This is a genomic window from Rahnella sp. JUb53, assembly GCF_004346065.1.
GTDB classification, from domain to species: domain Bacteria; phylum Pseudomonadota; class Gammaproteobacteria; order Enterobacterales; family Enterobacteriaceae; genus Rahnella; species Rahnella variigena.
Genome location: NZ_SLYT01000008.1, coordinates 124,853 through 144,884 on the forward strand (window position 1 = coordinate 124,853; position 20,032 = coordinate 144,884).

The following is a 20,032-nucleotide window of genomic DNA, read 5'->3' on the forward strand; positions in this document are numbered from 1 at the left end:
CCTCAGAGCGTCAACGGCTTTTTATAACATCCGCACTGACTGCCCAGATTTTGTCCTATACGGCGCCAAAATAACCTATGGCTTCTGTTCTGCCTGAGGTTTGGCACACCAGTTATTCGCCGGATTAATACCACCGTCTGGCGACGTATAACCCAGACACCCCAGAATCGAGTCAAATAACTCAACGTGACGTTTCTTCGCACCGACCCGCTGCTGTGCCTGTAGCTGCTCAAACGCCCGCTTGTGGTCTGGCTGCTCCAGGAAGCTGTCAGAAGCCCACACCATCATCGGCACGCGGAACTGCTCCGGCGGGGCCATCTCGCGCGGCGTGCCGTGCAGATGTGAATTCTCATCAATGGATTCACCGTGATCAGAGGCATAAAACACCAGCGCTTTCTTATCACGCAACTGATCAATCACGTTGTCGATAAAGGTATCGGTGTACAATACGCTGTTATCAAAGGCGTTGATCAGTTCATCTTTGGTACAGGTGTTGCTCTTACACTCCGGCGTATAACGTGCGTAACTGCGCGGATAACGCTGGGAATAGAGGTAATGCGAGCCTTTTGTATGCAGGATCACCAGATGCTTACCTTTCGGGTGCGTTCTCAGGGATTCCTGTAACTCATTGACCAGCAACATGTCATCGACCGGCTTGCCGTCGTTGCGCTTTTCAGAGGCTATGATTTCGCGGAAAGAGAAGTTATTGGTGTCCGCGTTGTTGTAGAACCACAGCTCGCTTTGCATCGCGAACAGCTCAGAGGTGAAGCCCAGCGACTTCATCACCGCGAAAATATTCTGCTCTTTCAACGTACGCTGCGGGTTGTCCGCCGTACCGCCTTCGCGCACAAACATACAGCGCAGCGACAGCTTGGTTGCCGTATCGCACGAGGTACCGCGGAACGCCACCAGATTCTTTTCTTTCGACAAGCGCGGCGTGGTATCGCGCTCATAACCCAGAATGCCTAAGTGATCCCAGCGGGTAGTTTCACCGATGATAAATACGACGTAGGTATCGTCGATATCTGCGGGCGGAACGTAGGTGAATTCCTTCGCCGGATCAAAGTAATTACCGGCATCCCGGCTTTCATCAACCTGCGTATAAGCATACAAACCCAGCGCGGCCAGCCAGTTAGACGGCAGATAGGAGTGCGCGACGACGCCACCATAGCTGGGCAAGTCGACGTTGGTTTTCTTCTCATTCACACTTTGTTCGTGGTCGAGATATCGCAGTGGCAGCCAGACCAGTAACGCTGTCGCCAGCAAAACGATCAGTGGCAACGCACGTTGCCCCGGCGTTTTTATCTGCTCCATCAGCGTCAGACGCAGGTTGTTTTTCCAGATAAGGAATAACGGAACGGCACTGACCAGCGCCATCCAGATAAACAGATGCCACCCGATGATTTCTTTGCTGAGGTCGATATCCGTGGTCATCACCGAAACGACAATGCCGTACCCAATCACCACGTTGAACATCACCATGTAATAACTGGCGGCGACCGAAATCAGCACCAGTAATGTGGCGATGATGCGGAAAAACAGCTTTCCACCCAGCGAAATTAAACGCAGCACGAAGAAGGTAAACAGGACGATGGCACAAACTTCGGTGACTGCCTGAATCAGTTCAGTTGAAGTGAAATGATTGACCAAAGCGGCAAAGCGGCGTTGAAACACGGAGACATTCAGGAAAATGCCAATGTAAATCGCTAACAATAAAGAGATATTTTGCTGCGATAGAGTCTTCACTCTATTCATGTAATGTGGTTTTCCGGAAGTTTTTTGAAAGATTCTGAATCATTGTGACATGTTTATGCCCCTCGAGTTCACGGATTATGCTGAGATTACGTTTATATACATACTTGCCTGAACAGCAGGAAAGAAGCGCCCTGCAGGGGAGACAGAGAGATCATGGCGGGTTTTTCAGACATGAAAAAGGAGGCCGAAGCCTCCCTGGTATTTCATTAAAACGCCCCTGGTGAAGGCGGTATGACTTAAAATTACTTAATATTCAAAGTGACGTCGATGTTGCCACGGGTCGCATTGGAGTACGGGCAAACCTGATGGGCTTTCGCCACCAGTGCTTCTGCTTCGCTGCGCTCGAAGCCTGGCAGGGTAATATCCAGCTGAACTTCGATACCGTAACCGCCAGGAATTGCGCCGATGCCTACTGCGCCTTCAATTTTGGCGTCCGTAGGGATCTTAATTTTTTCTTGTGCGGCAACGGCTTTCAGTGCGCCGAGGAAGCAGGCGGAATAGCCCGCAGCAAACAGCTGCTCTGGGTTAGTACCGCCGCCCATGCCGCCCATTTCTTTTGGTACACCCAACTTGACGTCAAGAACGCCGTCGTCAGAAGTCGCACGACCATCACGACCACCGGTGGCTGAGGCATGAGCACGATACACCACTTTTTCAATAGACATATTTCGTTCCTTAATCAGTGAGAGCCATAAAATATTAAACGATTTAATCGCACACTACTTATTTGATTCTATCAAACGCGTCTAAGATGCTCCTTCAGACTCGTCTGTTTAACACTCTTTAAAGCGAAGTTTTACGCTTTATCCTGAAGCTTAGCCCGTAAGACTTCCAGTTGCTGCTTCAGCGCCACAATCTCGCCAACTTCACATTCGGTCGCACACAAAATGGCTTCGGGAATACCCTGCGCTTTTTCGCGTAACGCCCGGCCTTCTGCGGTCAGGGAGATAATCACCTGGCGCTCATCGGCTTTCGCCCGCTGACGCATCAGCAAACCGGCGGTTTCCAGACGCTTTAACAATGGCGTCAAAGTAGCAGAATCGAGAAACAGTTTTTCGCCGATTTCAGATACCGTGACTTCATCACGCTGCCAGAGCACCAGCATCACCAGATATTGCGGGTAAGTCAGTTCGAGTTGCCCGAGCAATTTACGGTAAACCTTATGCAGTGCCAGATTCGCGGAGTACAGCGCGAAACACATCTGTTGATCCAGATGCAGCATGCCGTTTTGTGTTGAGTCGGTATCTGTTGTCATGTTCATGCCGCCAATATATATAGCGCGCGATATTATCGCAAGCGCTTTTTTATGTTATCTCAACCCGCAGGTTCAGAAACCTTCAATCCGCTGCAGCATATACGGATAAAACGGGTTGGATGAAACACGCATCAGCTGATCCATACTTACCACCAGCGCACCGCTTTCACCCCGCGCGGCCAGCGTACCGAGCCTGATACCAAATTGCGCAGGCCCTTGCGGATTGCGCCCGTACAGCGAATCGTCTGTCGGAAAAGGCAGCGCGACATGCGACAGCGAATAGAATTCTGAAGGATAGTTCAGACCGAGTGGTGTAACTGAAGCGCTGTTTTGCCCCGCTACTGTGATTTTCGCTACCGTGGCCGCATCATCCGGTGAAGCGTTGGTAATCACCGTCGTCTGATAGGCGCGCGGCGGCGCAGGCAGCAGGCGCTCAACGGCGGTTTCCGATGACGGACGCAGCAGCGGCCCGACATACGCACTGCGGTTAATATCAAACAGTACCAGCTGGCTGCCGTTTGCCGGGAGCTGATTAAACAACGCCGTCACCACCGCACGGGCGCTGACGGTTGAATCAACCACCGACTGGAACGCCAGCACAGGCGGTAACTGTGAAAGCTTACCGGACTCCGCGTCTTTACTGATTTGCTGCTGTAAAACATGGGTCAGCAGATAAGACTGACGCGCCGCTTTCACCGGGAATGAATTGTATTTAAAAGGATTGAATTCCGGCATCAGATTCAGCCAGGCGGTTTTGGCAAAGGCAGGGAAAATTGCCGGCCAGCCCGCATATCCGGCAAAGCGCGCAAAACTGGTCACGCCAATCATCGGGGAAATCAGCACAATGCGCGAAGGGCGCGCCAGTGCAGGATCATCGAGCGAATCCAGGGTGTATTTCATCGCCAGCGCACCGCCATTGGAAAAACCGACCAGTTGCAGCGGCACATCCGCCCCCGCTGCACGTCGTGCCTCGCGAATTGCCAGCCGCGTTGCCGCCAGCCACTGTTCCCAGTCGACGCTGGTCAGTCCGCCCGGCACGGTGCCATGTCCGGGCAAGCGAATACCGACGGCAACGAATCCACGGCGACGATAATCCTGCGCAATATGCCGCAGGCTGTAAGGGGAATCGGTCAGACCGTGCAACAGCACCACCGCGCCGACCGGTTTACCGTCGGGCATCAGCTCATAAGAGCGGTTCCAGTCCTGCGCAAAATGCTCGGGATAAATCGGGCTGCGATCGTAATAGCGGTTAAGCGGAATACGATCTTCTCTGTCGAGTTTGTCCGTCACCTGCTGCTTCACTTCAGCAAACGCCTGCTGCTCCGCGCGTAAATACGCCGGCCAGTCGCTCTTATCCAGTTGCTCCGCACTCAGTTCGTCCGGCACCAGTTTGTGCCACGGCTCAAGCGGCGGCCCCTGTAAGGCGTCATAAGTACGCACAGCCAGCAGCGTAATAATCACCAGAATCAGCGCCAGTAACAGCTTTTTCAGGCGTTCAGAGAGATGACGAAGTTGCATTAAATAGGGGTTTCCTAAAAACAGTTTTGCAGAAAGACAGCCTCTTAAAGATATGTCCTTCCTGAGCATTATTGCGAAAATAATAATGCAATTACCTTGAACGGTGGCTGCACAAAGCGCAAATTTTCGCCCCAATTTTGCCCAGTTGCATTCCGTCCGTGGTGCAACAAATATACAACCCGGTCATACAACAATGACTAAACCCAGCAAAATCAATGGATAATGAAGTGGCACAGGCTTTGCTTAGATGAATTCAATCTTGTATACCAGATGGGATTCAAAACATGGCTTCAGTTTCAGAGACAGTCACATCACCCTTTCGCGGTTTTACCTTGCGGGAATGGCAGCAACATTACCGCGGTGCGCCAGACAGCCTGCGCACCACGCTTTCTCTGGTTATGGGAAGCCTGAGTCAAAACGACAATGCCTGGATTTATCTCGCCACCGCAGAGCAGCTTGAGGCGCAAATCCTCCACCTTGAAGCCCTTCGCCATCAGCATGAAGGCTTGCTGAGCGCCCTGCCGTTGTATGGTGTGCCGTTCGCCGTTAAAGACAATATGGATATCGCAGGCTGGCCGACCACGGCGGCGTGTCCGGCGTTTGCTTACACCGCAGAAGCAGACGCTACCGTGATTGCCAATCTGAAAGCCAAAGGCGCAATAGTGATTGGCAAAACCAATCTCGATCAGTTCGCCACCGGCCTGGTCGGCACCCGTTCTCCTTACGGCGCAGTCCCTAATACCTTCAATCCTGATTACGTCAGCGGCGGATCCAGTTCTGGTTCGGCTTCCGTTCTGGCACGCGGTCTGGTGGCCTTTTCGCTGGGCACCGACACCGCCGGTTCCGGCCGTGTTCCGGCAGGCTTTAATAATGTCGTCGGGCTGAAACCGACCAAAGGCTGGCTGTCGAATACCGGCGTGGTTCCGGCCTGCCGCCTGAATGATTCCGTCTCGATTTTCGCCCTGACAGTGGCCGATGCCCAGACCGTCGCCCAGGCCGCAGGCGGTTTTGATGCTGCCGATGCCTACTCCCGTAGAAATCCGTTTACCGCGCCGGTCGCCATGTCACCGCATCCGCGCTTTGCCGTACCGGACAGTCTGGAATTCTTCGGCGACGCGCTGGCGGAATTTGAGTTCGATCAGGCGCTGGAACGTCTGAACAGCAGCGGCATCACCCTCGTTCCCGTCGATTTCACGCCGTTCCGCGAACTGGCAGAGCAGTTGTATTACGGCGCATGGGTGGCAGAACGCACCGTGGCGGTAGGCGAAATTTTCGAAGAAAGCCCGGAAGCGATGGATCCGATCGTTCGCGGGATTGTCGCCAATGGCCTGAACTACACCGCGATCGATGCCTGGCGCGCTGAATATTTACGCGCTGAGCTGTCACGCAAGATTAATCTGACGCTGGAAGGGTTTGACGCGCTGGTGGTGCCGACATCGCCGACCATCCGCACGCAGCAAGAGCTGGTGCAGGAACCGGTGCTCTACAACTCGCAGTTCGGCATTTACACCAACTTCACCAATCTGGCGGATTTGTCCGCGCTGGCGCTGCCTTCCAGCCTGCGCGCCGACGGCCTGCCCGCCGGTATCACGCTGATCGCTCCGGCCTGGCACGACGATGCACTGGCAAGTTTTGGCCGTCAGTGGCAGCGCAGCCTGAATCTGCCGCTCGGCGCAACCGGGCTGGCGATGAAATCTGAAGAATTCATGACCTCCGCGCCGGTCAGTGCTGCCTGCGTGCGCGTTGCCGTGGTTGGCGCGCACCTGACCGGGATGCCGCTGAATTTTCAGCTCACCAGCCGCAACGCGGTACGCGTCGAACAAACCACGACCGCTGCAACCTACAAACTTTACGCCCTCGCCAACACCACGCCGCCAAAACCGGGACTGGTGCGGGCAGAAGGCGGCAGCGCGATTATCGTCGAACTGTGGGATATCCCGCTGGCGCGCTTTGGTGAATTCGTCGCTGAAATCCCGGCACCGCTCGGCATGGGTTCGCTCGAACTGGCTGACGGACGCAGGGTGAAAGGCTTTATCTGCGAGCCGTGGGCGCTTGGCGAGGCCACCGATATCACCGCATTTGGCGGCTGGAGAAGTTACATCCAGAGCCTGAATTCACCGGTCAAAAGCTGAGGGCGCGCACATGTTTAACACCGTTTTAATTGCTAACCGTGGCGAAATTGCCTGCCGCGCGATCCGTACGCTGAAACGTCTGGGCGTGACCAGCGTGGCCGTTTATTCCGACGCTGACCGCAATGCACCGCACGTCACGCAGGCGGATATCGCCATCGCGCTGGGCGGCGAAAAGGCCAGCGAAAGCTACCTGATGATCGACAAAATTCTGGCCGCCGCGAAAGAAACCGGCGCGCAGGCGATTTATCCGGGATACGGCTTTTTATCCGAAAGCGCAGAATTCGCCGATGCCTGCGAAGCGGCAGGCATTGCGTTTATCGGCCCGACCGCCGGACAAATCCGCGAGTTTGGCCTCAAGCACCGTGCCCGCGAATTGGCCGGTGCCGCAAATGTACCGATGACGCCGGGAACCGGGTTGCTCGCCAGCCTTGATGACGCCGTGAAAGCCGCCGCAGACATCGGTTATCCGGTGATGCTGAAAAGCACCGCAGGCGGTGGAGGCATTGGCCTGACGCGCTGTGAAGATGAAGACGCCCTGCGCGCCGCGTGGGACAGCGTGAAGCGTCTCGGCGAACAGTTTTTCCGCGACGCCGGTGTGTTTCTCGAACGCTTTGTCGATCGCGCCCGTCACGTCGAAGTACAGATTTTTGGCGACGGTAAAGGCCGCGTGGTGGCGCTCGGCGAACGCGACTGTTCGTTACAGCGCCGCAATCAGAAAGTGGTGGAAGAAACCCCTGCACCGAATCTGCCGCAGGCCAGCCGCGAAGCGTTACATCGCGCCGCCGTGCAGCTCGGCGAATCGGTGAACTACCGCAGCGCCGGTACCGTTGAATTTATCTATGACGCCCCGCGCGACGAATTTTATTTTCTCGAAGTGAATACCCGTTTGCAGGTGGAGCATCCGGTCACCGAAATGGTCACCGGTCTGGACTTGATCGAATGCATGCTGAACGTCGCCGCCGGTGAACCTCTGGACTGGCCTGCAATGGAAAAAGCCCCGCAGGGCGCGTCGATGGAAGTGCGTATTTACGCCGAAGATCCGCTGAAGAATTTTCAGCCGAGTCCGGGCGTGCTGACCGAGGTCTTTTTCCCCGAAGACGTCCGCGTCGATGGCTGGGTTTCAACCGGCAGTGAAGTGTCGGCCTTTTACGACCCGATGATCGCCAAACTGATTGTTCACGGCACCGACCGTCAGGACGCACTGGCGAAAATGTCTGCCGCGCTGGCCGCCACCCGCCTGCACGGCATCGCCACCAATATCGATTATCTGCGTCAGGTAGTTGCCACGCCGGTATTCCGCGACGGCGAAATGTGGACGCGCATGCTCGACAGTTTTGTTTACTCGCCAAACGCCATCGAAGTGATCGCGCCCGGTACGTACAGCAGCGTGCAGGATTATCCGGGGCGTCTCGGTTACTGGGATATCGGCGTGCCGCCTTCCGGTCCGATGGACGATTTTGCCTTCCGTCTCGCCAACCGCATTGTCGGCAATCATCTGGATGCCGCCGGTCTGGAGTTCACGTTACAGGGACCCACCCTGCGCTTTCATTGCGACGCGGTGATCGCGCTGACCGGCGCACGCTGTCCGGCACATCTCGATGGCGAAGCTGTTTCTTACTGTCAGCCGGTAAACGTAAAAGCCGGTCAGACACTGACGCTGGGGCGAGCCACGCAGGGTTGCCGCACCTATCTTGCCGTGCGTAACGGTTTCGATGTGCCGGTGTATCTCGGCAGCCGTTCAACCTTTGCGCTCGGGCAGTTTGGCGGTCACGCCGGTCGCACGCTGCGCGTTGCCGATATGCTGACCGTTTCACAGCCGGAACTGGCGGCCTGCACCACGCCCGCGCCGGTCGGTTTGCCGCAGGCCGCAGCGGAAAATATCGTGCCGCCTTACGGCGACATCTGGAATATCGGCGTGCTTTACGGGCCGCACGGCGCACCGGATTTCTTCACCACAGGATCCATCGACACTTTCTTCCAGTCTGAATGGCAGGTGCATTACAACTCCAACCGCCTCGGCGTGCGGCTGGTTGGCCCGAAACCACAATGGGCGCGGCAGGACGGCGGCGAAGCCGGTCTGCACCCGTCCAACGTGCATGACTGCGAGTACGCCATCGGCGCGATTAATTTCACCGGTGACTTCCCGGTCATTCTGACCCGCGACGGGCCAAGCCTCGGCGGTTTCGTCTGTCCGGTGACCATCGCCAAAGCCGAATTGTGGAAAGTCGGCCAGGTAAAACCGGGCGATAAAATCCGTTTTCATCCGATCAGTTTTGAACAGGCACAGGCGCTGGAACTGGCGCAGCAAGGCACGCTGGACTCGCTGATGCCAGTCAACGCGATGGCGCTGCCGGTGCCGTCTTTGCTGCCGGATACCACGGCTTCCGCCACCATTCTCGCGGCACTTCCGGCGACGGCTGAACGTCCTTCGGTGGAATACCGTCAGGCAGGCGACGGCTACGTGCTGATTGAGTACGGCGATAACGTGCTGGATCTGGCGGTGCGTATGCGCATCTACCTGCTGATGAACGCCATCAAAGCCGCCGGTCAGCAGGGTATTGAAGAACTGTCGCCGGGCGTGCGTTCGCTGCAAATCCGCTACGACAGCCGCGTGCTGCATCAGACGGCGCTGCTCCAGCATTTACTGACGCTCGAACACAACCTGGCGGATGTCAGCCAGCTCAAAATCCCGACCCGCATCGTACATATGCCGATGGCATTTGAAGATTCCGCCACGCTCGGCGCGGTCGAACGCTATCAGCAAACCGTGCGCACAGACGCACCGTGGCTGCCAAATAACGTCGATTTTATCCAGCGCACCAACGGGCTGGCGAGCCGCGACGAAGTAAAAAACATCATTTTCGACGCCAGCTATCTGATCCTCGGGCTGGGCGATGTGTATCTCGGCGCGCCGTGCGCGGTGCCGGTCGATCCGCGCCATCGCCTGCTGAGTTCCAAATACAACCCGGCGCGCACCTTTACCGCCGAAGGCACGGTCGGTATCGGTGGCATGTACATGTGCATTTATGGCATGGATTCGCCGGGCGGCTATCAGCTGGTCGGCCGCACGCTGCCGATCTGGAATAAGTTTCTCAAGAATGAGCAGTTTAAAAACGGCGAGCCGTGGCTGCTGCACTTCTTCGATCAGGTGCGGTTCTATGAAGTTACCGAAGCCGAACTGGAAATCCAGCGCGAGGCGTTCCGCGAAGGGCGCGCACAAATCCGCATCGAAGAAACCGAGTTCGATTTTGCGCAATATACGCAATTTCTTACCGATAACGCCGCCGATATTGCTGATTTCCGTTCGAAACAAACCGAAGCCTTTACCCGCGAAGTGGCGCACTGGCATGAAGCCGAAAGCGCCGCGGTGGAAGCCGCCGCCAACGCCGTGCAGTTAGTGGAGGACGATGCGGATCAGGACGGCCATTTAGTCAGCGCCGATCTGAACGGCAACGTCTGGAAAATCCTGGTCGAGCCGGGCCAGCAGGTGGAAGAAGGCCAGCCGCTGATCGTCGTCGAAGCCATGAAAATGGAGCTGTCGGTGAATGCGCCGTGCGCCGGAACCGTACTGAAAATCAGTTGCCAGCAGGGGCGTCCGGTCGGACCGGGCGATGCTTTGCTGTGGCTGGACGCAGCCGTTTAACGCTACCGACATACAGGGAATATCACATGCAACTGACGGGCTCTAAATCTTCACGCAGTAAAAATCGTCCGGAAGGACTGGCGGAACGCATCTATCAGCAGCTGAAAGATGACATTTTCAGTTTCCGCCTGCTGCCCGGAGACCGGTTCAGCGAAAACGACATTGCCGACCGGATGGAGGTCAGCCGCACGCCTGTGCGTCAGGCGCTTTTCTGGCTGGAACACGAAGGCTACGTCGAAGTGTTTTTCCGCAGCGGCTGGCAGGTTCGTCCGTTCGATTTCGACTTTTTCGAGCAACTGTATGACCTGCGCATCGTGCTGGAACTGGAAGCGGTGAAACGTCTGTGCGCGCTGCCGCCCGCCGTTCAACCGTTGCAACTGGCCGAACTGAAAGCCTTCTGGATTGATCAGCCGCCGCTCGAAGACGGTCAGCTGGTGTCGCGCTATGACGAAGAGTTTCACATGACGCTGGTGGCCGCGGCGGGTAACGCCGAAATGGCGCGTATTCACCGCGAACTGACCGAAAAAATCCGCATCATCCGGCGTCTGGATTTCACCAAAGGTGAGCGTGTGAACGCCACCTATAAAGAGCACGCGGGCATTCTGCTCGCCATCATTCAACAACAAACAGAGGAGGCGCAGCGCCAGTTACACGACCACATTGCCGTCAGTAAAGCCGAAGTGCGCAAAATTACCCTGCATATGTTGCACCGGGCGCGGGCGGAGAGTGACGCGGGCAACCCGTCATGACTTTTTTAAATGTTTTTTCGACTTTCACCATAACAGCGTTCTCTTAACGTATTTACATCACAGCATTTTTACAGAGGATTCATCTATGCAACGTCGACGTTTTATTAAAGCCTTTGCTCTTTCCGCCACCGTAGTCAGCATGGGTCTGGCCTGGAGCGCGCAGGCTGCCGACACCATCAAAATCGGTATCATGCATTCGCTTTCCGGCACCATGGCTATTTCAGAAACCCCGCTGAAAGACATCGCGCTGATGACCATTGATGACATCAACGCTAAAGGCGGCGTGCTGGGCAAAAAGCTGGAGCCGGTAGTGGTCGATCCGGCCTCTAACTGGCCGCTGTTCGCTGAAAAAGCCCGCCAGTTGCTGACGCAGGATAACGTCGCGGTAGTGTTCGGCTGCTGGACGTCGGTATCGCGTAAATCCGTGCTGCCGGTGTTTGAAGAACTGAACGGTCTGCTGTTCTATCCGGTGCAGTATGAAGGTGAAGAGATGTCACCAAACGTGTTCTACACCGGTGCCGCGCCTAACCAGCAGGCCATTCCGGCGGTGGAATATCTGATGAGTGAAGACGGCGGCGCGGCGAAACGTTTCTTCCTGCTCGGCACCGACTACGTGTATCCGCGCACCACCAACAAAATCCTCCGCGCCTTCCTGCATTCCAAAGGCGTGAAAGACAGCGACATCGAAGAAGTCTATACGCCGTTCGGTTACAGCGATTATCAGACCATCGTTTCCAACATTAAGAAATTCTCCGCAGGCGGCAAAACCGCGGTGATTTCCACCATCAACGGCGATTCCAACGTGCCGTTCTATAAAGAGCTGGCCAATCAGGGCGTGAAAGCCACCGATGTGCCGGTGGTGGCGTTCTCCGTCGGTGAAGAAGAGCTGCGCGGCATCGACACCAAACCGCTGGTCGGCGATCTCGCGGCGTGGAACTACTTCCAGTCGGTGGAAAATCCAACCAACAAGAAATTCGTGGCTGAATGGAAGGCTTACGCTAAGGCACACAAACTGCCGAACGCCGATAACGCCGTGACCAACGACCCGATGGAAGCGACCTACGTCGGCATCCATATGTGGGCACAGGCGGTGGAAAAAGCCGGGACGACAGACGTGGATAAAGTGCGTGCCGCGATGGCCGGACAGACCTTCGCCGCACCTTCCGGCTTCACGCTGACCATGGATAAAACCAATCATCACCTGCACAAACCGGTAATGATCGGAGAAATCGAATCCAACGGTCAGTTCAACGTGGTCTGGCAGACCGATAAACCGATCCGCGCCCAGCCGTGGAGCCCGTACATCGCGGGTAACGATAAAAAGCCAGATACCCCGGTGAAAACGGTTAACTGATTGTTTTAGCTCCTCCCCCTTCGCAGGGGGAGGAGCAAACCAGCATCAACTTTATGCGGCGAGAACATTATGAGAATCCTCATCCGATCACTGCTTTTCCTGCTTTGTTGCCTTCCGTTGCTGGCAGAGGCGGGTGCGGCGAATGACTTTGCTGCCGCCAGCCGCAGCCAGCAGGCCACGTTATTACAGCAATGGGCGGCGGATCCGCAGCCGGAAAGGCTGCCGCTGCTCGAAGCGCTGAAGCAGGAAAACGTCGTCATCGACGAAGCGAAACACGCATTCATCCAGAATGGCGATCAGCTGACGCCGCTGGAAAGCGATGTCAAACCGCAGGGTGACAGTAAAAAAGTCTGGCTGAACAACCGCCTGCGCATTTTGATTGCTAATGCGCTTTCCGCACACCGTCTGGTGAGCACCGACAGCGCCATCCGTTTGCAGGCCGCAAAAGCCTTACAGCGTGAAGCACAGGCCGATCAGTTGCCGCTGCTGACGCATCGTCTTGAACTGGAAAAAGACAGCACGGTTCACAATGCCCTTTCCATTGCGCTGGCGAATTTACAGCTGACCGACGCCAGTCCGCAGGTGCGTCTGAAAGCCGTTGAACTGCTCGGCACGTCGGGTGATCCGGATACACAAGGTCGTCTGCAAAGTCTGACGGATCCGAAAACTGAGGCCGATGCGACGGTGCGTGATGCCGCGCGTGCCAGCCTGAAAGCAGTACAACATCGCCTGATGATCGGCGATCTGCTCGGTCAGGCCTTTACCGGTTTATCGCTCGGCTCGATTCTGCTGCTGGCTGCGCTGGGGCTGGCAATCACTTACGGTTTGCTGGGCGTGATTAACATGGCGCACGGCGAAATGTTAATGCTCGGTTCCTATTCGACCTACATGGTGCAGTCGCTGTTTCAGCACTACGCGCCGGGGTTGCTGGCGCTGTATCCGCTGGTCGCGCTGCCGGTGGCCTTTTTCATTACCGCCGGGATCGGCATGGCGCTGGAGCGCACCGTCATCCGCCATTTATACGGTCGTCCGCTGGAAACCCTGCTGGCGACGTGGGGCATCAGCCTGATCCTGATCCAGGGCGTGCGCGTACTGTTTGGCGCGCAGAACGTTGAAGTGGCGAATCCCGGCTGGCTCTCCGGCGGCATTCAGCTGTTGCCGAATCTGGTGCTGCCGTACAACCGCATCGCGGTAATCATCTTCGTCATGCTGGTACTCGGCCTGACCTGGCTGCTGCTCAATAAAACGCGCCTTGGCATGAACGTGCGTGCCGTGACGCAAAACCGCGCCATGGCGGCCTGCTGCGGCGTGCCGACCGGACGCGTTGATATGCTGGCGTTCGGTCTCGGTTCAGGTATTGCCGGTCTGGGCGGCGTCGCACTGTCGCAACTGAGTAACGTCGGCCCGGAACTCGGTCAGGGTTACATCATCGATTCCTTCTTAGTCGTGGTGCTCGGCGGTGTCGGACAACTCGCAGGTACCGTGGTGGCGGCCTTTGGTCTGGGCATCGTGAACAAAATTCTTGAGCCGGAAATCGGCGCGGTACTGGGCAAAATCCTGATCCTCGCGCTGATTATCCTGTTTATTCAGAAACGTCCTCAGGGACTCTTCGCCTTCAAAGGCAGGGTGATTGACTGATGAGCCAGCCGCTGACGATTACCGGCGTACAAAAAGCGCCTAAGATTGCGATTTCGGTGGGCACGCTGGTGCTCATCATTCTGATTGTCATGCCGTTTCTGGCGCTGCTGCCTGCCACGAATCCGCTGGCGATCTCTACCTACACGCTGACGCTGATCGGCAAGATCCTGTGTTATGCGATCGTCGCGATCGCGCTCGATCTGGTGTGGGGCTACGCCGGATTATTGTCGCTGGGTCACGGGCTGTTTTTCGCCCTCGGCGGTTACGCGATGGGCATGTATCTGATGCGACAGGCCGCAGGCAGCGGGCTGCCGGATTTTATGTCGTTCCTCTCATGGACCGAACTGCCGTGGTTCTGGGCGGGCACGCAGCATTTTGCCTGGGCGATGTGCCTGATCGTGCTGGTGCCGGGCGCGCTGGCGTTTGTATTCGGCTATTTCGCCTTCCGTTCAAAAATCAAAGGCGTGTATTTTTCGATCATGACGCAGGCGCTGACCTACGCCGGTATGTTGCTGTTTTTCCGCAATGAAACCGGCTTCGGCGGCAATAACGGTTTCACCGGTTTCACCACCCTGCTCGGCTTTCCGGTCACCGCCACCGGCACCCGCGTGGGATTATTTTTAGCCACGGTTCTGGTGCTGGTCGCCAGTCTGGCGCTTGGCTTTGCGCTGGCACGCAGTAAATATGGCCGCGTGCTGACGGCGGTACGCGACGCTGAAAACCGGCTGATTTTCTGCGGCTACGACCCGAAAGGTTTCAAGCTGTTCGTCTGGACGATTTCCGCCATGCTGTGCGGCCTGGCGGGTGCGTTGTACGTCCCGCAGGTCGGCATCATCAACCCGAGCGAAATGTCGCCGACCAACTCCATCGAAGCCGCGATCTGGGTGGCACTCGGCGGGCGCGGCACGCTGATCGGCCCGATTATCGGCGCAGGTATCGTCAACGGCGCGAAAAGCTGGTTCACCGTCGCCATTCCCGAATACTGGCAATTTGTCCTCGGCGGCATGTTTATTCTGGTGACGCTGTTCCTGCCGCAAGGCGTGATTGGCCTGCTGCGCAAAAGGAAATCCTGATGAGCCCGATGACCATGACCGAAGACCTGTTTACACAGTCGCATCTGGCCGACCGGCATCGTCAGCAAACTGACCCAGTTTTGCAGCTGGAAAACATTAACGTCAGCTTTGACGGATTTAAGGCGCTGACCAATTTGTCGCTGAACATTGGCGTCGGCGAATTACGTTGTGTGATCGGCCCGAACGGCGCGGGGAAAACCACGCTGATGGACGTGATCACCGGCAAAACCAAACCGCAAAGCGGCCGCGTTTTTTACGATCAGCGCACCGATCTGACCAAACTGGATCCGGTGCGCATTGCGCAGTCCGGCATTGGCCGTAAATTCCAGAAGCCGACGGTATTTGAAGCGCTAACCGTATTCGAAAATCTGGAAATCGCGCAGAAAACCAATAAGTCGGTATGGGCGTGCCTGCGCGCCAAAATGAACAGCGAACAGCGCGACCGCATCGATGACATGCTCGGCACGCTGCGTCTGGCGGCGGAACGTCATCGCCCGGCGGGCTTGCTTTCACACGGTCAGAAACAGTTTCTGGAAATCGGCATGTTGCTGGTGCAGGAGCCGCATTTATTACTGCTCGATGAACCGGCGGCAGGCATGACCGATGCCGAAACCGAGTATACCGCCGAGCTGTTCAAACAACTGGCGGGCAAGCATTCGCTGATGGTGGTCGAGCACGACATGGGCTTTGTGGAAACCATCGCCGACCACGTGACGGTGCTGCATCAGGGGCAGGTTCTGGCCGAAGGTTCGCTGCGCGATGTGCAGGCTAACGAGCAGGTTATCGACGTGTATTTAGGGCGCTGAGGAATCGCATTATGTTGCAGGTAAATGAACTCAATCAGTTTTACGGCGGCAGCCACATTTTGCGCGGCTTGTCTTTTGAGGCAAAAATCGGTGAAGTGACCTGCCTGCTCGGTCGAAATGGCGTCGGCAAAACCACGCTGCTGAAATGCCTGATGGGGCTGATCCCGGCGAAGTCCGGCACCATCAGCTGGCAAAGTCAGGTGATCAATTCCCGCAAACCGCACCAGCGCGTGCAGGCGGGCATTGCCTATGTCCCGCAGGGTCGCGAAATTTTTCCGCGTCTGACCGTCGAAGAAAATCTGCTGATGGGCTTATCGCGTTTTTCCGGCAGCGATGCAAAACAGGTGCCGGATGAAATCTACCATCTGTTCCCGATCCTGCTGGAAATGAAGCATCGCCGCGGCGGGGATTTGTCCGGCGGCCAGCAGCAACAGCTGGCGATCGGCCGCGCACTGGCCTGCAAACCGAATCTCCTGATCCTCGATGAACCGACCGAAGGCATTCAGCCGTCGGTGATTAAGGAAATCGGCGCCGTGATCAAACAACTCGCCGCCCGGGGAGACATGGCGATCTTGCTGGTCGAACAATTCTACGATTTCGCCGCCGAACTCGCCGACAGCTATCTGGTGATGTCGCGCGGCAGCATTATAAAACGCGGGCGCGGAGAAGAAATGGAAGCGGAAGGCGTTCGGGGGCTGGTGGCGATTTAGTCGATACTGACTTTTTCAAGACAAGCTGCTACTTTTCAGCCACATTCACAGCCATTTTCGAATCCCGCTGAAAAGAATACAAAGTATGAAAATCAAAAGTCAGGAAGCTCTGGTGCGTCAGCGCAAGCGCTGGATAATGCTGGCGGTACTGTTGGCGGTGATCGCCGCAGGCCATCAGTGGTGGAAACAAGGGGAACTCGTCTCCGAGCAGTGGAGCCCCAACAAACAATATGTGGTGCGAGAGTATAAAACTTTCGAATTTATTCCGCGCATGACCATGCCGGGCGACGGCGGGCATTATTCCGGCTATATGCGTGTCTACAACCGCGACGGCAAACAGTTTTACGAAGAGTATTCCGACCTGCTCGACTTTATCGAAGGGCCGTTCTGGGCGAAGGAAGGCGTTTACTGGATGGGAAATGATAATCAGGACATCGTACGGTTGCCGACGTCGCCGGTGGAGTAAAATCCTTTTGAGTAAACCTTAGGCAATCTGAGACTATCAGGCGTACAATTCTTCGAACGAATCGCACGAACCATTCGAAGGAAGTAGCATGAAATCACTAAGCGCTAATGAAGTAAAAACTCAATTTGGCGATGTTCTTTTGAGAGTTCAGCGGGAACCCGTTCAGATCAATCGTAACGGCAAACCCGTCGCAGTAATGCTCTCTATCGAAGATTATCAGATGCTTGAAGAAGTGAAGATGCGGCTTCTTAAAGAAAAAGTGTCGCGTGCTGAAACGGATATTGCCCGCGGAGACGTCATGGATGGCGAAACCTTTTTCGCTCAGCTGATGAGTGGAAAACGAGACTAAAATGAGTCGCTATCAGATTGCCAGGGAGGCATAGGAGGATTTATTTGATATTCAGCGCTATTCCCAAAAACATTGGGGAAAAGCCCAGTCCGATAAATATCTTTCTGAATTATTTGTCCTTTTTTCTATGCTGGCAACTCATCTTGAGATGGGAAGGCCGGTGTCGTTTCGCGAAGATCTTTACCGTTTTCCACATCAGCACCACATGGCGTACTTTTTAACGACACCTGAGGCGATAATCTTTATCGCTATCATGCATCAAAGCTGTTCTCCTGCTGATGTTCTCTCCATGAGATTGCATGAGCCTGAAGCCAGCTATCAGGCTATCTTTCAGGATTAACAGACACAAAAAAGCCGCGACATGCGCGGCTTTTCACATCTCAACCTAAGGTCGAAAGCTTAGCTTCTGACTTTACGGTAGATAAACAGTACGACGATCGCACCAATCACGGCGACAACGAAGCTGCCGAAGTTGAATCCGTCCACGCGACCAAAACCGAAGAAAGTACTGATATAACCACCCACAACGGCACCTACAACACCCAGGACTACGGTCAGAATAAATCCGCCGCCATCTTTGCCAGGCATGATCCATTTCGCCAGAATACCTGCAATCAGACCAAAGATAATCCAGGATAAAATTCCCATTTTCGACTCCTCCGAATAAATTTCCGTTACCGTGAATATTGTTCAACCAAGTTAGCCAAACAAAAGCAGAACGTTTCGCGCTCTGCGAGCAGAACGTGTGTTTTACACGAACGCCCCTCTTCTTGAACTGCAATCAAAGTCTAGCACCGATTCTACAAAACCGCCCAAAATCAGCAGGAAGGAAGAAAAACGCAGAGAAATCTAAGGCAATTTCAGGCTGTGTCAGCACGAATGCGGTTTCGTCAGCTACCCGCATTCGCACGTAAAACTGCGTAAAAAGTAGACCAAATATTTTGAATGAGATACTCAAATCAATCCGTTTTTCATCGTCAGCCATCCGGCCTATTATGCATCCATCGAAAGGCAACCACCTTTCACTCTCATAAACCTGAATGGATTAAACATCATGAAAAACGTCAAAATTTTTGCTGTAGCTGCTACCCTTTCTCTGATTTCTTTCGGCAGCTTCGCCGCTCAACAGATTACTCAGCCATCCGGCGACATGCAGAAAATCGGTGTGATTTCTGCCGCTAACTCCACGACCCTTAGCGGTCTGGAAGCGAAATTATCTCAGCAGGCTAAAGACGCAGGCGCATCTTCTTACCGCATCATCTCTGTGACCGGTAACAACAAACTGCACGCTGACGCTGAAATTTATAAATAATCTCCCGCGTAAAACTCTCTGAAAAGCCTGTGGAAGCCCGACTTCCACAGGCTTTTTTATTTGCCAGTATTTTTATGCCGAATTTCGTTTAAATTCGCGATTGCAACTCTCCCATCCTGTTCACTATTCTGGTTTTTTCGCTCATCAGGAAAAGCCATGACCGTTACCGAATCTCTCCTTTCTTATGCACTTGCTGCCGGAATTTTAACGCTGACACCGGGCCTTGATACCGCATTGGTTCTGCGCACGGCGGCCAGTCAGGGCAGCAAAAAAGCATTATTGTCAGCATTTGGCATCAGTACCGGCTGTCTTATCTGGGGCGCAATGGTGGCGCTCGGCTTAGGCGCGGTTCTTGCGGCGTCTGAAATGGCATTTACACTGCTTAAGTGGACCGGCGCAGCTTATCTGGCCTGGCTCGGTTTGCAGATGCTGCTCAAACCGCGCAGCGAAATGAACATGGCCGCGCCGGAGGGCAACGGGAAAGTGTTACGCATCGGCAATTCGCCGTTCATAAGGGGATTGTTTGGCAATGTGCTGAACCCGAAAGTCGGCGTATTTTATGTTTCTTTCCTGCCGCAGTTTGTCGCTACCGGCTATCCGGTCGGGCCGTATATTTTCGGACTCGCCGCTATGCACGCCGTGATCGGCACACTCTGGTCCATCACCATGATTTCCGCCACGCGCCCGTTATCGCGCTGGTTGCGCCGCCCCGCAGTGGTCAGAACGCTTGATCGCTTAACCGGCACCGTTTTTCTCGCCTTTGCAGTACGACTCGCTATGACTAAACGCTAACTAAAAGGAATCCTGTCATGAAGACCCGTCTCACCCATGCTCCGACCGAACATGATCTTGAGGAGATCAAAACAGCTCTGCGCACTTTCAACCGGAATTTTGTTCCTCAGTCGAAATTTCGCGAGTTAGGTATTTTTGTGGAAGACGAGAACGGCAGCAAACAGGCCGGGATTGTGGCGGAAACGGTCGGTAAATGGATGTATATCCAAATGTTGTGGGTCGATGAGTCGTTACGCGGAAAAGATGTCGGAACGCAACTGATTGCCGAGGCGGAAGCAGAAGCTAAAACGCGGGGATGTCGCTATTCGCTGGTTGATACCTTTAGTTTTCAGGCCAGGCCGTTCTATGAGCGAATGGGTTACGAGATGCAGATGGCGCTGGAAGATTATATCCGCGATACCCGCACGCCTGAAGATGCGCCGTCTACCCATACCCGGTATTTCCTGACCAAGACATTAGGCTGAATCGGGGAAGCGCGGC

Annotated in this window: 18 protein-coding genes; 13 read left to right on the top strand and 5 right to left on the bottom strand. The window is 55.2% G+C overall.

Annotated elements, in window-relative coordinates:
* Positions 1–75: 75 nt before the first annotated feature.
* The 4 genes from eptB to EC840_RS18390 all read right to left on the bottom strand — a co-directional run bounded on the left by eptB (position 76) and on the right by EC840_RS18390 (position 4,528).
* Positions 76–1,755: a kdo(2)-lipid A phosphoethanolamine 7''-transferase gene (gene eptB / locus EC840_RS18375; protein ID WP_113876894.1), complete on the bottom strand. Its 1,680-nt coding sequence runs from the start codon at positions 1,753–1,755 to the stop codon at positions 76–78.
* 242 nt (positions 1,756–1,997) lie between these two features.
* A complete protein-coding gene (locus tag EC840_RS18380) occupies positions 1,998–2,420 on the bottom strand; it encodes an organic hydroperoxide resistance protein (protein WP_132966521.1) in 423 nt (140 codons plus the stop codon).
* A gap of 131 nt (positions 2,421–2,551) precedes the next feature.
* Positions 2,552–3,010: a MarR family transcriptional regulator gene (locus EC840_RS18385; protein ID WP_112291682.1), complete on the bottom strand. Its 459-nt coding sequence runs from the start codon at positions 3,008–3,010 to the stop codon at positions 2,552–2,554.
* A 72-nt stretch (positions 3,011–3,082) separates the two neighbouring features.
* Positions 3,083–4,528: an alpha/beta hydrolase gene (locus tag EC840_RS18390; RefSeq protein ID WP_129637736.1), complete on the bottom strand. Its 1,446-nt coding sequence runs from the start codon at positions 4,526–4,528 to the stop codon at positions 3,083–3,085.
* Between the two features lie 284 nt (positions 4,529–4,812).
* Here EC840_RS18390 and atzF point away from each other — a divergent pair, with 284 nt between their 5' ends.
* The 10 genes from atzF (at position 4,813) to EC840_RS18440 (ending at position 17,448) form a co-directional block, all read left to right on the top strand.
* Entirely contained in the window at positions 4,813–6,660 is a 1,848-nt protein-coding gene (gene atzF, locus EC840_RS18395; RefSeq protein WP_132966523.1) for an allophanate hydrolase, read from the top strand.
* A gap of 10 nt (positions 6,661–6,670) precedes the next feature.
* Positions 6,671–10,303 carry an urea carboxylase gene (gene uca, locus EC840_RS18400; RefSeq protein ID WP_132966525.1) on the top strand — a complete coding sequence of 1,211 codons (3,633 nt, stop codon included), beginning with the start codon at positions 6,671–6,673 and terminating at the stop codon, positions 10,301–10,303.
* A 26-nt stretch (positions 10,304–10,329) separates the two neighbouring features.
* On the top strand, positions 10,330–11,052 hold the full coding sequence (locus tag EC840_RS18405; protein ID WP_113876889.1) for a GntR family transcriptional regulator: 723 nt from the start codon (positions 10,330–10,332) through the stop codon (positions 11,050–11,052).
* A gap of 85 nt (positions 11,053–11,137) precedes the next feature.
* Positions 11,138–12,406: an urea ABC transporter substrate-binding protein gene (gene urtA / locus EC840_RS18410; RefSeq protein ID WP_132966527.1), complete on the top strand. Its 1,269-nt coding sequence runs from the start codon at positions 11,138–11,140 to the stop codon at positions 12,404–12,406.
* 69 nt (positions 12,407–12,475) lie between these two features.
* Positions 12,476–14,044 carry an urea ABC transporter permease subunit UrtB gene (gene urtB / locus EC840_RS18415; RefSeq protein WP_132966529.1) on the top strand — a complete coding sequence of 523 codons (1,569 nt, stop codon included), beginning with the start codon at positions 12,476–12,478 and terminating at the stop codon, positions 14,042–14,044.
* Positions 14,044–15,117 carry an urea ABC transporter permease subunit UrtC gene (gene urtC, locus EC840_RS18420; RefSeq protein WP_132966531.1) on the top strand — a complete coding sequence of 358 codons (1,074 nt, stop codon included), beginning with the start codon at positions 14,044–14,046 and terminating at the stop codon, positions 15,115–15,117. The genes urtB and urtC overlap by 1 nt, the downstream gene beginning before the upstream one ends.
* 8 nt (positions 15,118–15,125) lie before the next feature.
* A complete protein-coding gene (urtD, locus tag EC840_RS18425) occupies positions 15,126–15,923 on the top strand; it encodes an urea ABC transporter ATP-binding protein UrtD (protein ID WP_132966623.1) in 798 nt (265 codons plus the stop codon).
* A gap of 11 nt (positions 15,924–15,934) precedes the next feature.
* Complete coding sequence (urtE, locus tag EC840_RS18430; protein WP_120163163.1) at positions 15,935–16,633, top strand: urea ABC transporter ATP-binding subunit UrtE; 699 nt, start codon at positions 15,935–15,937, stop codon at positions 16,631–16,633.
* An 85-nt stretch (positions 16,634–16,718) separates the two neighbouring features.
* Positions 16,719–17,099, top strand: a complete 381-nt coding sequence (locus EC840_RS18435; RefSeq protein WP_132966533.1) for a hypothetical protein — start codon at positions 16,719–16,721, stop codon at positions 17,097–17,099.
* An 88-nt stretch (positions 17,100–17,187) separates the two neighbouring features.
* Entirely contained in the window at positions 17,188–17,448 is a 261-nt protein-coding gene (locus tag EC840_RS18440) for a type II toxin-antitoxin system Phd/YefM family antitoxin (RefSeq protein WP_132966535.1), read from the top strand.
* Between the two features lie 399 nt (positions 17,449–17,847).
* Here EC840_RS18440 and EC840_RS18450 read toward each other — a convergent pair whose 3' ends face one another.
* Positions 17,848–18,096: a GlsB/YeaQ/YmgE family stress response membrane protein gene (locus EC840_RS18450; protein ID WP_013573417.1), complete on the bottom strand. Its 249-nt coding sequence runs from the start codon at positions 18,094–18,096 to the stop codon at positions 17,848–17,850.
* Between the two features lie 406 nt (positions 18,097–18,502).
* Between EC840_RS18450 and EC840_RS18460 the strand changes: the two genes are divergently transcribed.
* From EC840_RS18460 to EC840_RS18470, 3 genes are all read left to right on the top strand, one after another.
* On the top strand, positions 18,503–18,760 hold the full coding sequence (locus tag EC840_RS18460) for a YdgH/BhsA/McbA-like domain containing protein (protein WP_112291538.1): 258 nt from the start codon (positions 18,503–18,505) through the stop codon (positions 18,758–18,760).
* A gap of 156 nt (positions 18,761–18,916) precedes the next feature.
* Positions 18,917–19,552 carry a LysE family translocator gene (locus EC840_RS18465; protein ID WP_129637744.1) on the top strand — a complete coding sequence of 212 codons (636 nt, stop codon included), beginning with the start codon at positions 18,917–18,919 and terminating at the stop codon, positions 19,550–19,552.
* A 17-nt stretch (positions 19,553–19,569) separates the two neighbouring features.
* On the top strand, positions 19,570–20,016 hold the full coding sequence (locus EC840_RS18470; protein ID WP_113876881.1) for a GNAT family N-acetyltransferase: 447 nt from the start codon (positions 19,570–19,572) through the stop codon (positions 20,014–20,016).
* The last annotated feature ends 16 nt before the right edge of the window (positions 20,017–20,032 follow it).

What these genes read in the sequence shown, in the direction of transcription:
- EC840_RS18435 (WP_132966533.1), top strand. Translation starts at nt 16,719, where the DNA reads ATGAAAATCAAAAGTCAGGAAGCTCTGGTGCGTCAGCGCAAGCGCTGG.
- atzF (WP_132966523.1), top strand. Translation starts at nt 4,813, where the DNA reads ATGGCTTCAGTTTCAGAGACAGTCACATCACCCTTTCGCGGTTTTACC.
- urtC (WP_132966531.1), top strand. Translation starts at nt 14,044, where the DNA reads ATGAGCCAGCCGCTGACGATTACCGGCGTACAAAAAGCGCCTAAGATT.
- uca (WP_132966525.1), top strand. Translation starts at nt 6,671, where the DNA reads ATGTTTAACACCGTTTTAATTGCTAACCGTGGCGAAATTGCCTGCCGC.
- EC840_RS18385 (WP_112291682.1), bottom strand. Translation starts at nt 3,010, where the DNA reads ATGACAACAGATACCGACTCAACACAAAACGGCATGCTGCATCTGGAT.
- EC840_RS18450 (WP_013573417.1), bottom strand. Translation starts at nt 18,096, where the DNA reads ATGGGAATTTTATCCTGGATTATCTTTGGTCTGATTGCAGGTATTCTG.
- EC840_RS18380 (WP_132966521.1), bottom strand. Translation starts at nt 2,420, where the DNA reads ATGTCTATTGAAAAAGTGGTGTATCGTGCTCATGCCTCAGCCACCGGT.
- eptB (WP_113876894.1), bottom strand. Translation starts at nt 1,755, where the DNA reads ATGAATAGAGTGAAGACTCTATCGCAGCAAAATATCTCTTTATTGTTA.
- EC840_RS18440 (WP_132966535.1), top strand. Translation starts at nt 17,188, where the DNA reads ATGAAATCACTAAGCGCTAATGAAGTAAAAACTCAATTTGGCGATGTT.
- EC840_RS18390 (WP_129637736.1), bottom strand. Translation starts at nt 4,528, where the DNA reads ATGCAACTTCGTCATCTCTCTGAACGCCTGAAAAAGCTGTTACTGGCG.
- EC840_RS18460 (WP_112291538.1), top strand. Translation starts at nt 18,503, where the DNA reads ATGAAAAACGTCAAAATTTTTGCTGTAGCTGCTACCCTTTCTCTGATT.
- EC840_RS18465 (WP_129637744.1), top strand. Translation starts at nt 18,917, where the DNA reads ATGACCGTTACCGAATCTCTCCTTTCTTATGCACTTGCTGCCGGAATT.
- urtE (WP_120163163.1), top strand. Translation starts at nt 15,935, where the DNA reads ATGTTGCAGGTAAATGAACTCAATCAGTTTTACGGCGGCAGCCACATT.
- EC840_RS18470 (WP_113876881.1), top strand. Translation starts at nt 19,570, where the DNA reads ATGAAGACCCGTCTCACCCATGCTCCGACCGAACATGATCTTGAGGAG.
- urtB (WP_132966529.1), top strand. Translation starts at nt 12,476, where the DNA reads ATGAGAATCCTCATCCGATCACTGCTTTTCCTGCTTTGTTGCCTTCCG.
- EC840_RS18405 (WP_113876889.1), top strand. Translation starts at nt 10,330, where the DNA reads ATGCAACTGACGGGCTCTAAATCTTCACGCAGTAAAAATCGTCCGGAA.
- urtA (WP_132966527.1), top strand. Translation starts at nt 11,138, where the DNA reads ATGCAACGTCGACGTTTTATTAAAGCCTTTGCTCTTTCCGCCACCGTA.
- urtD (WP_132966623.1), top strand. Translation starts at nt 15,126, where the DNA reads ATGACCATGACCGAAGACCTGTTTACACAGTCGCATCTGGCCGACCGG.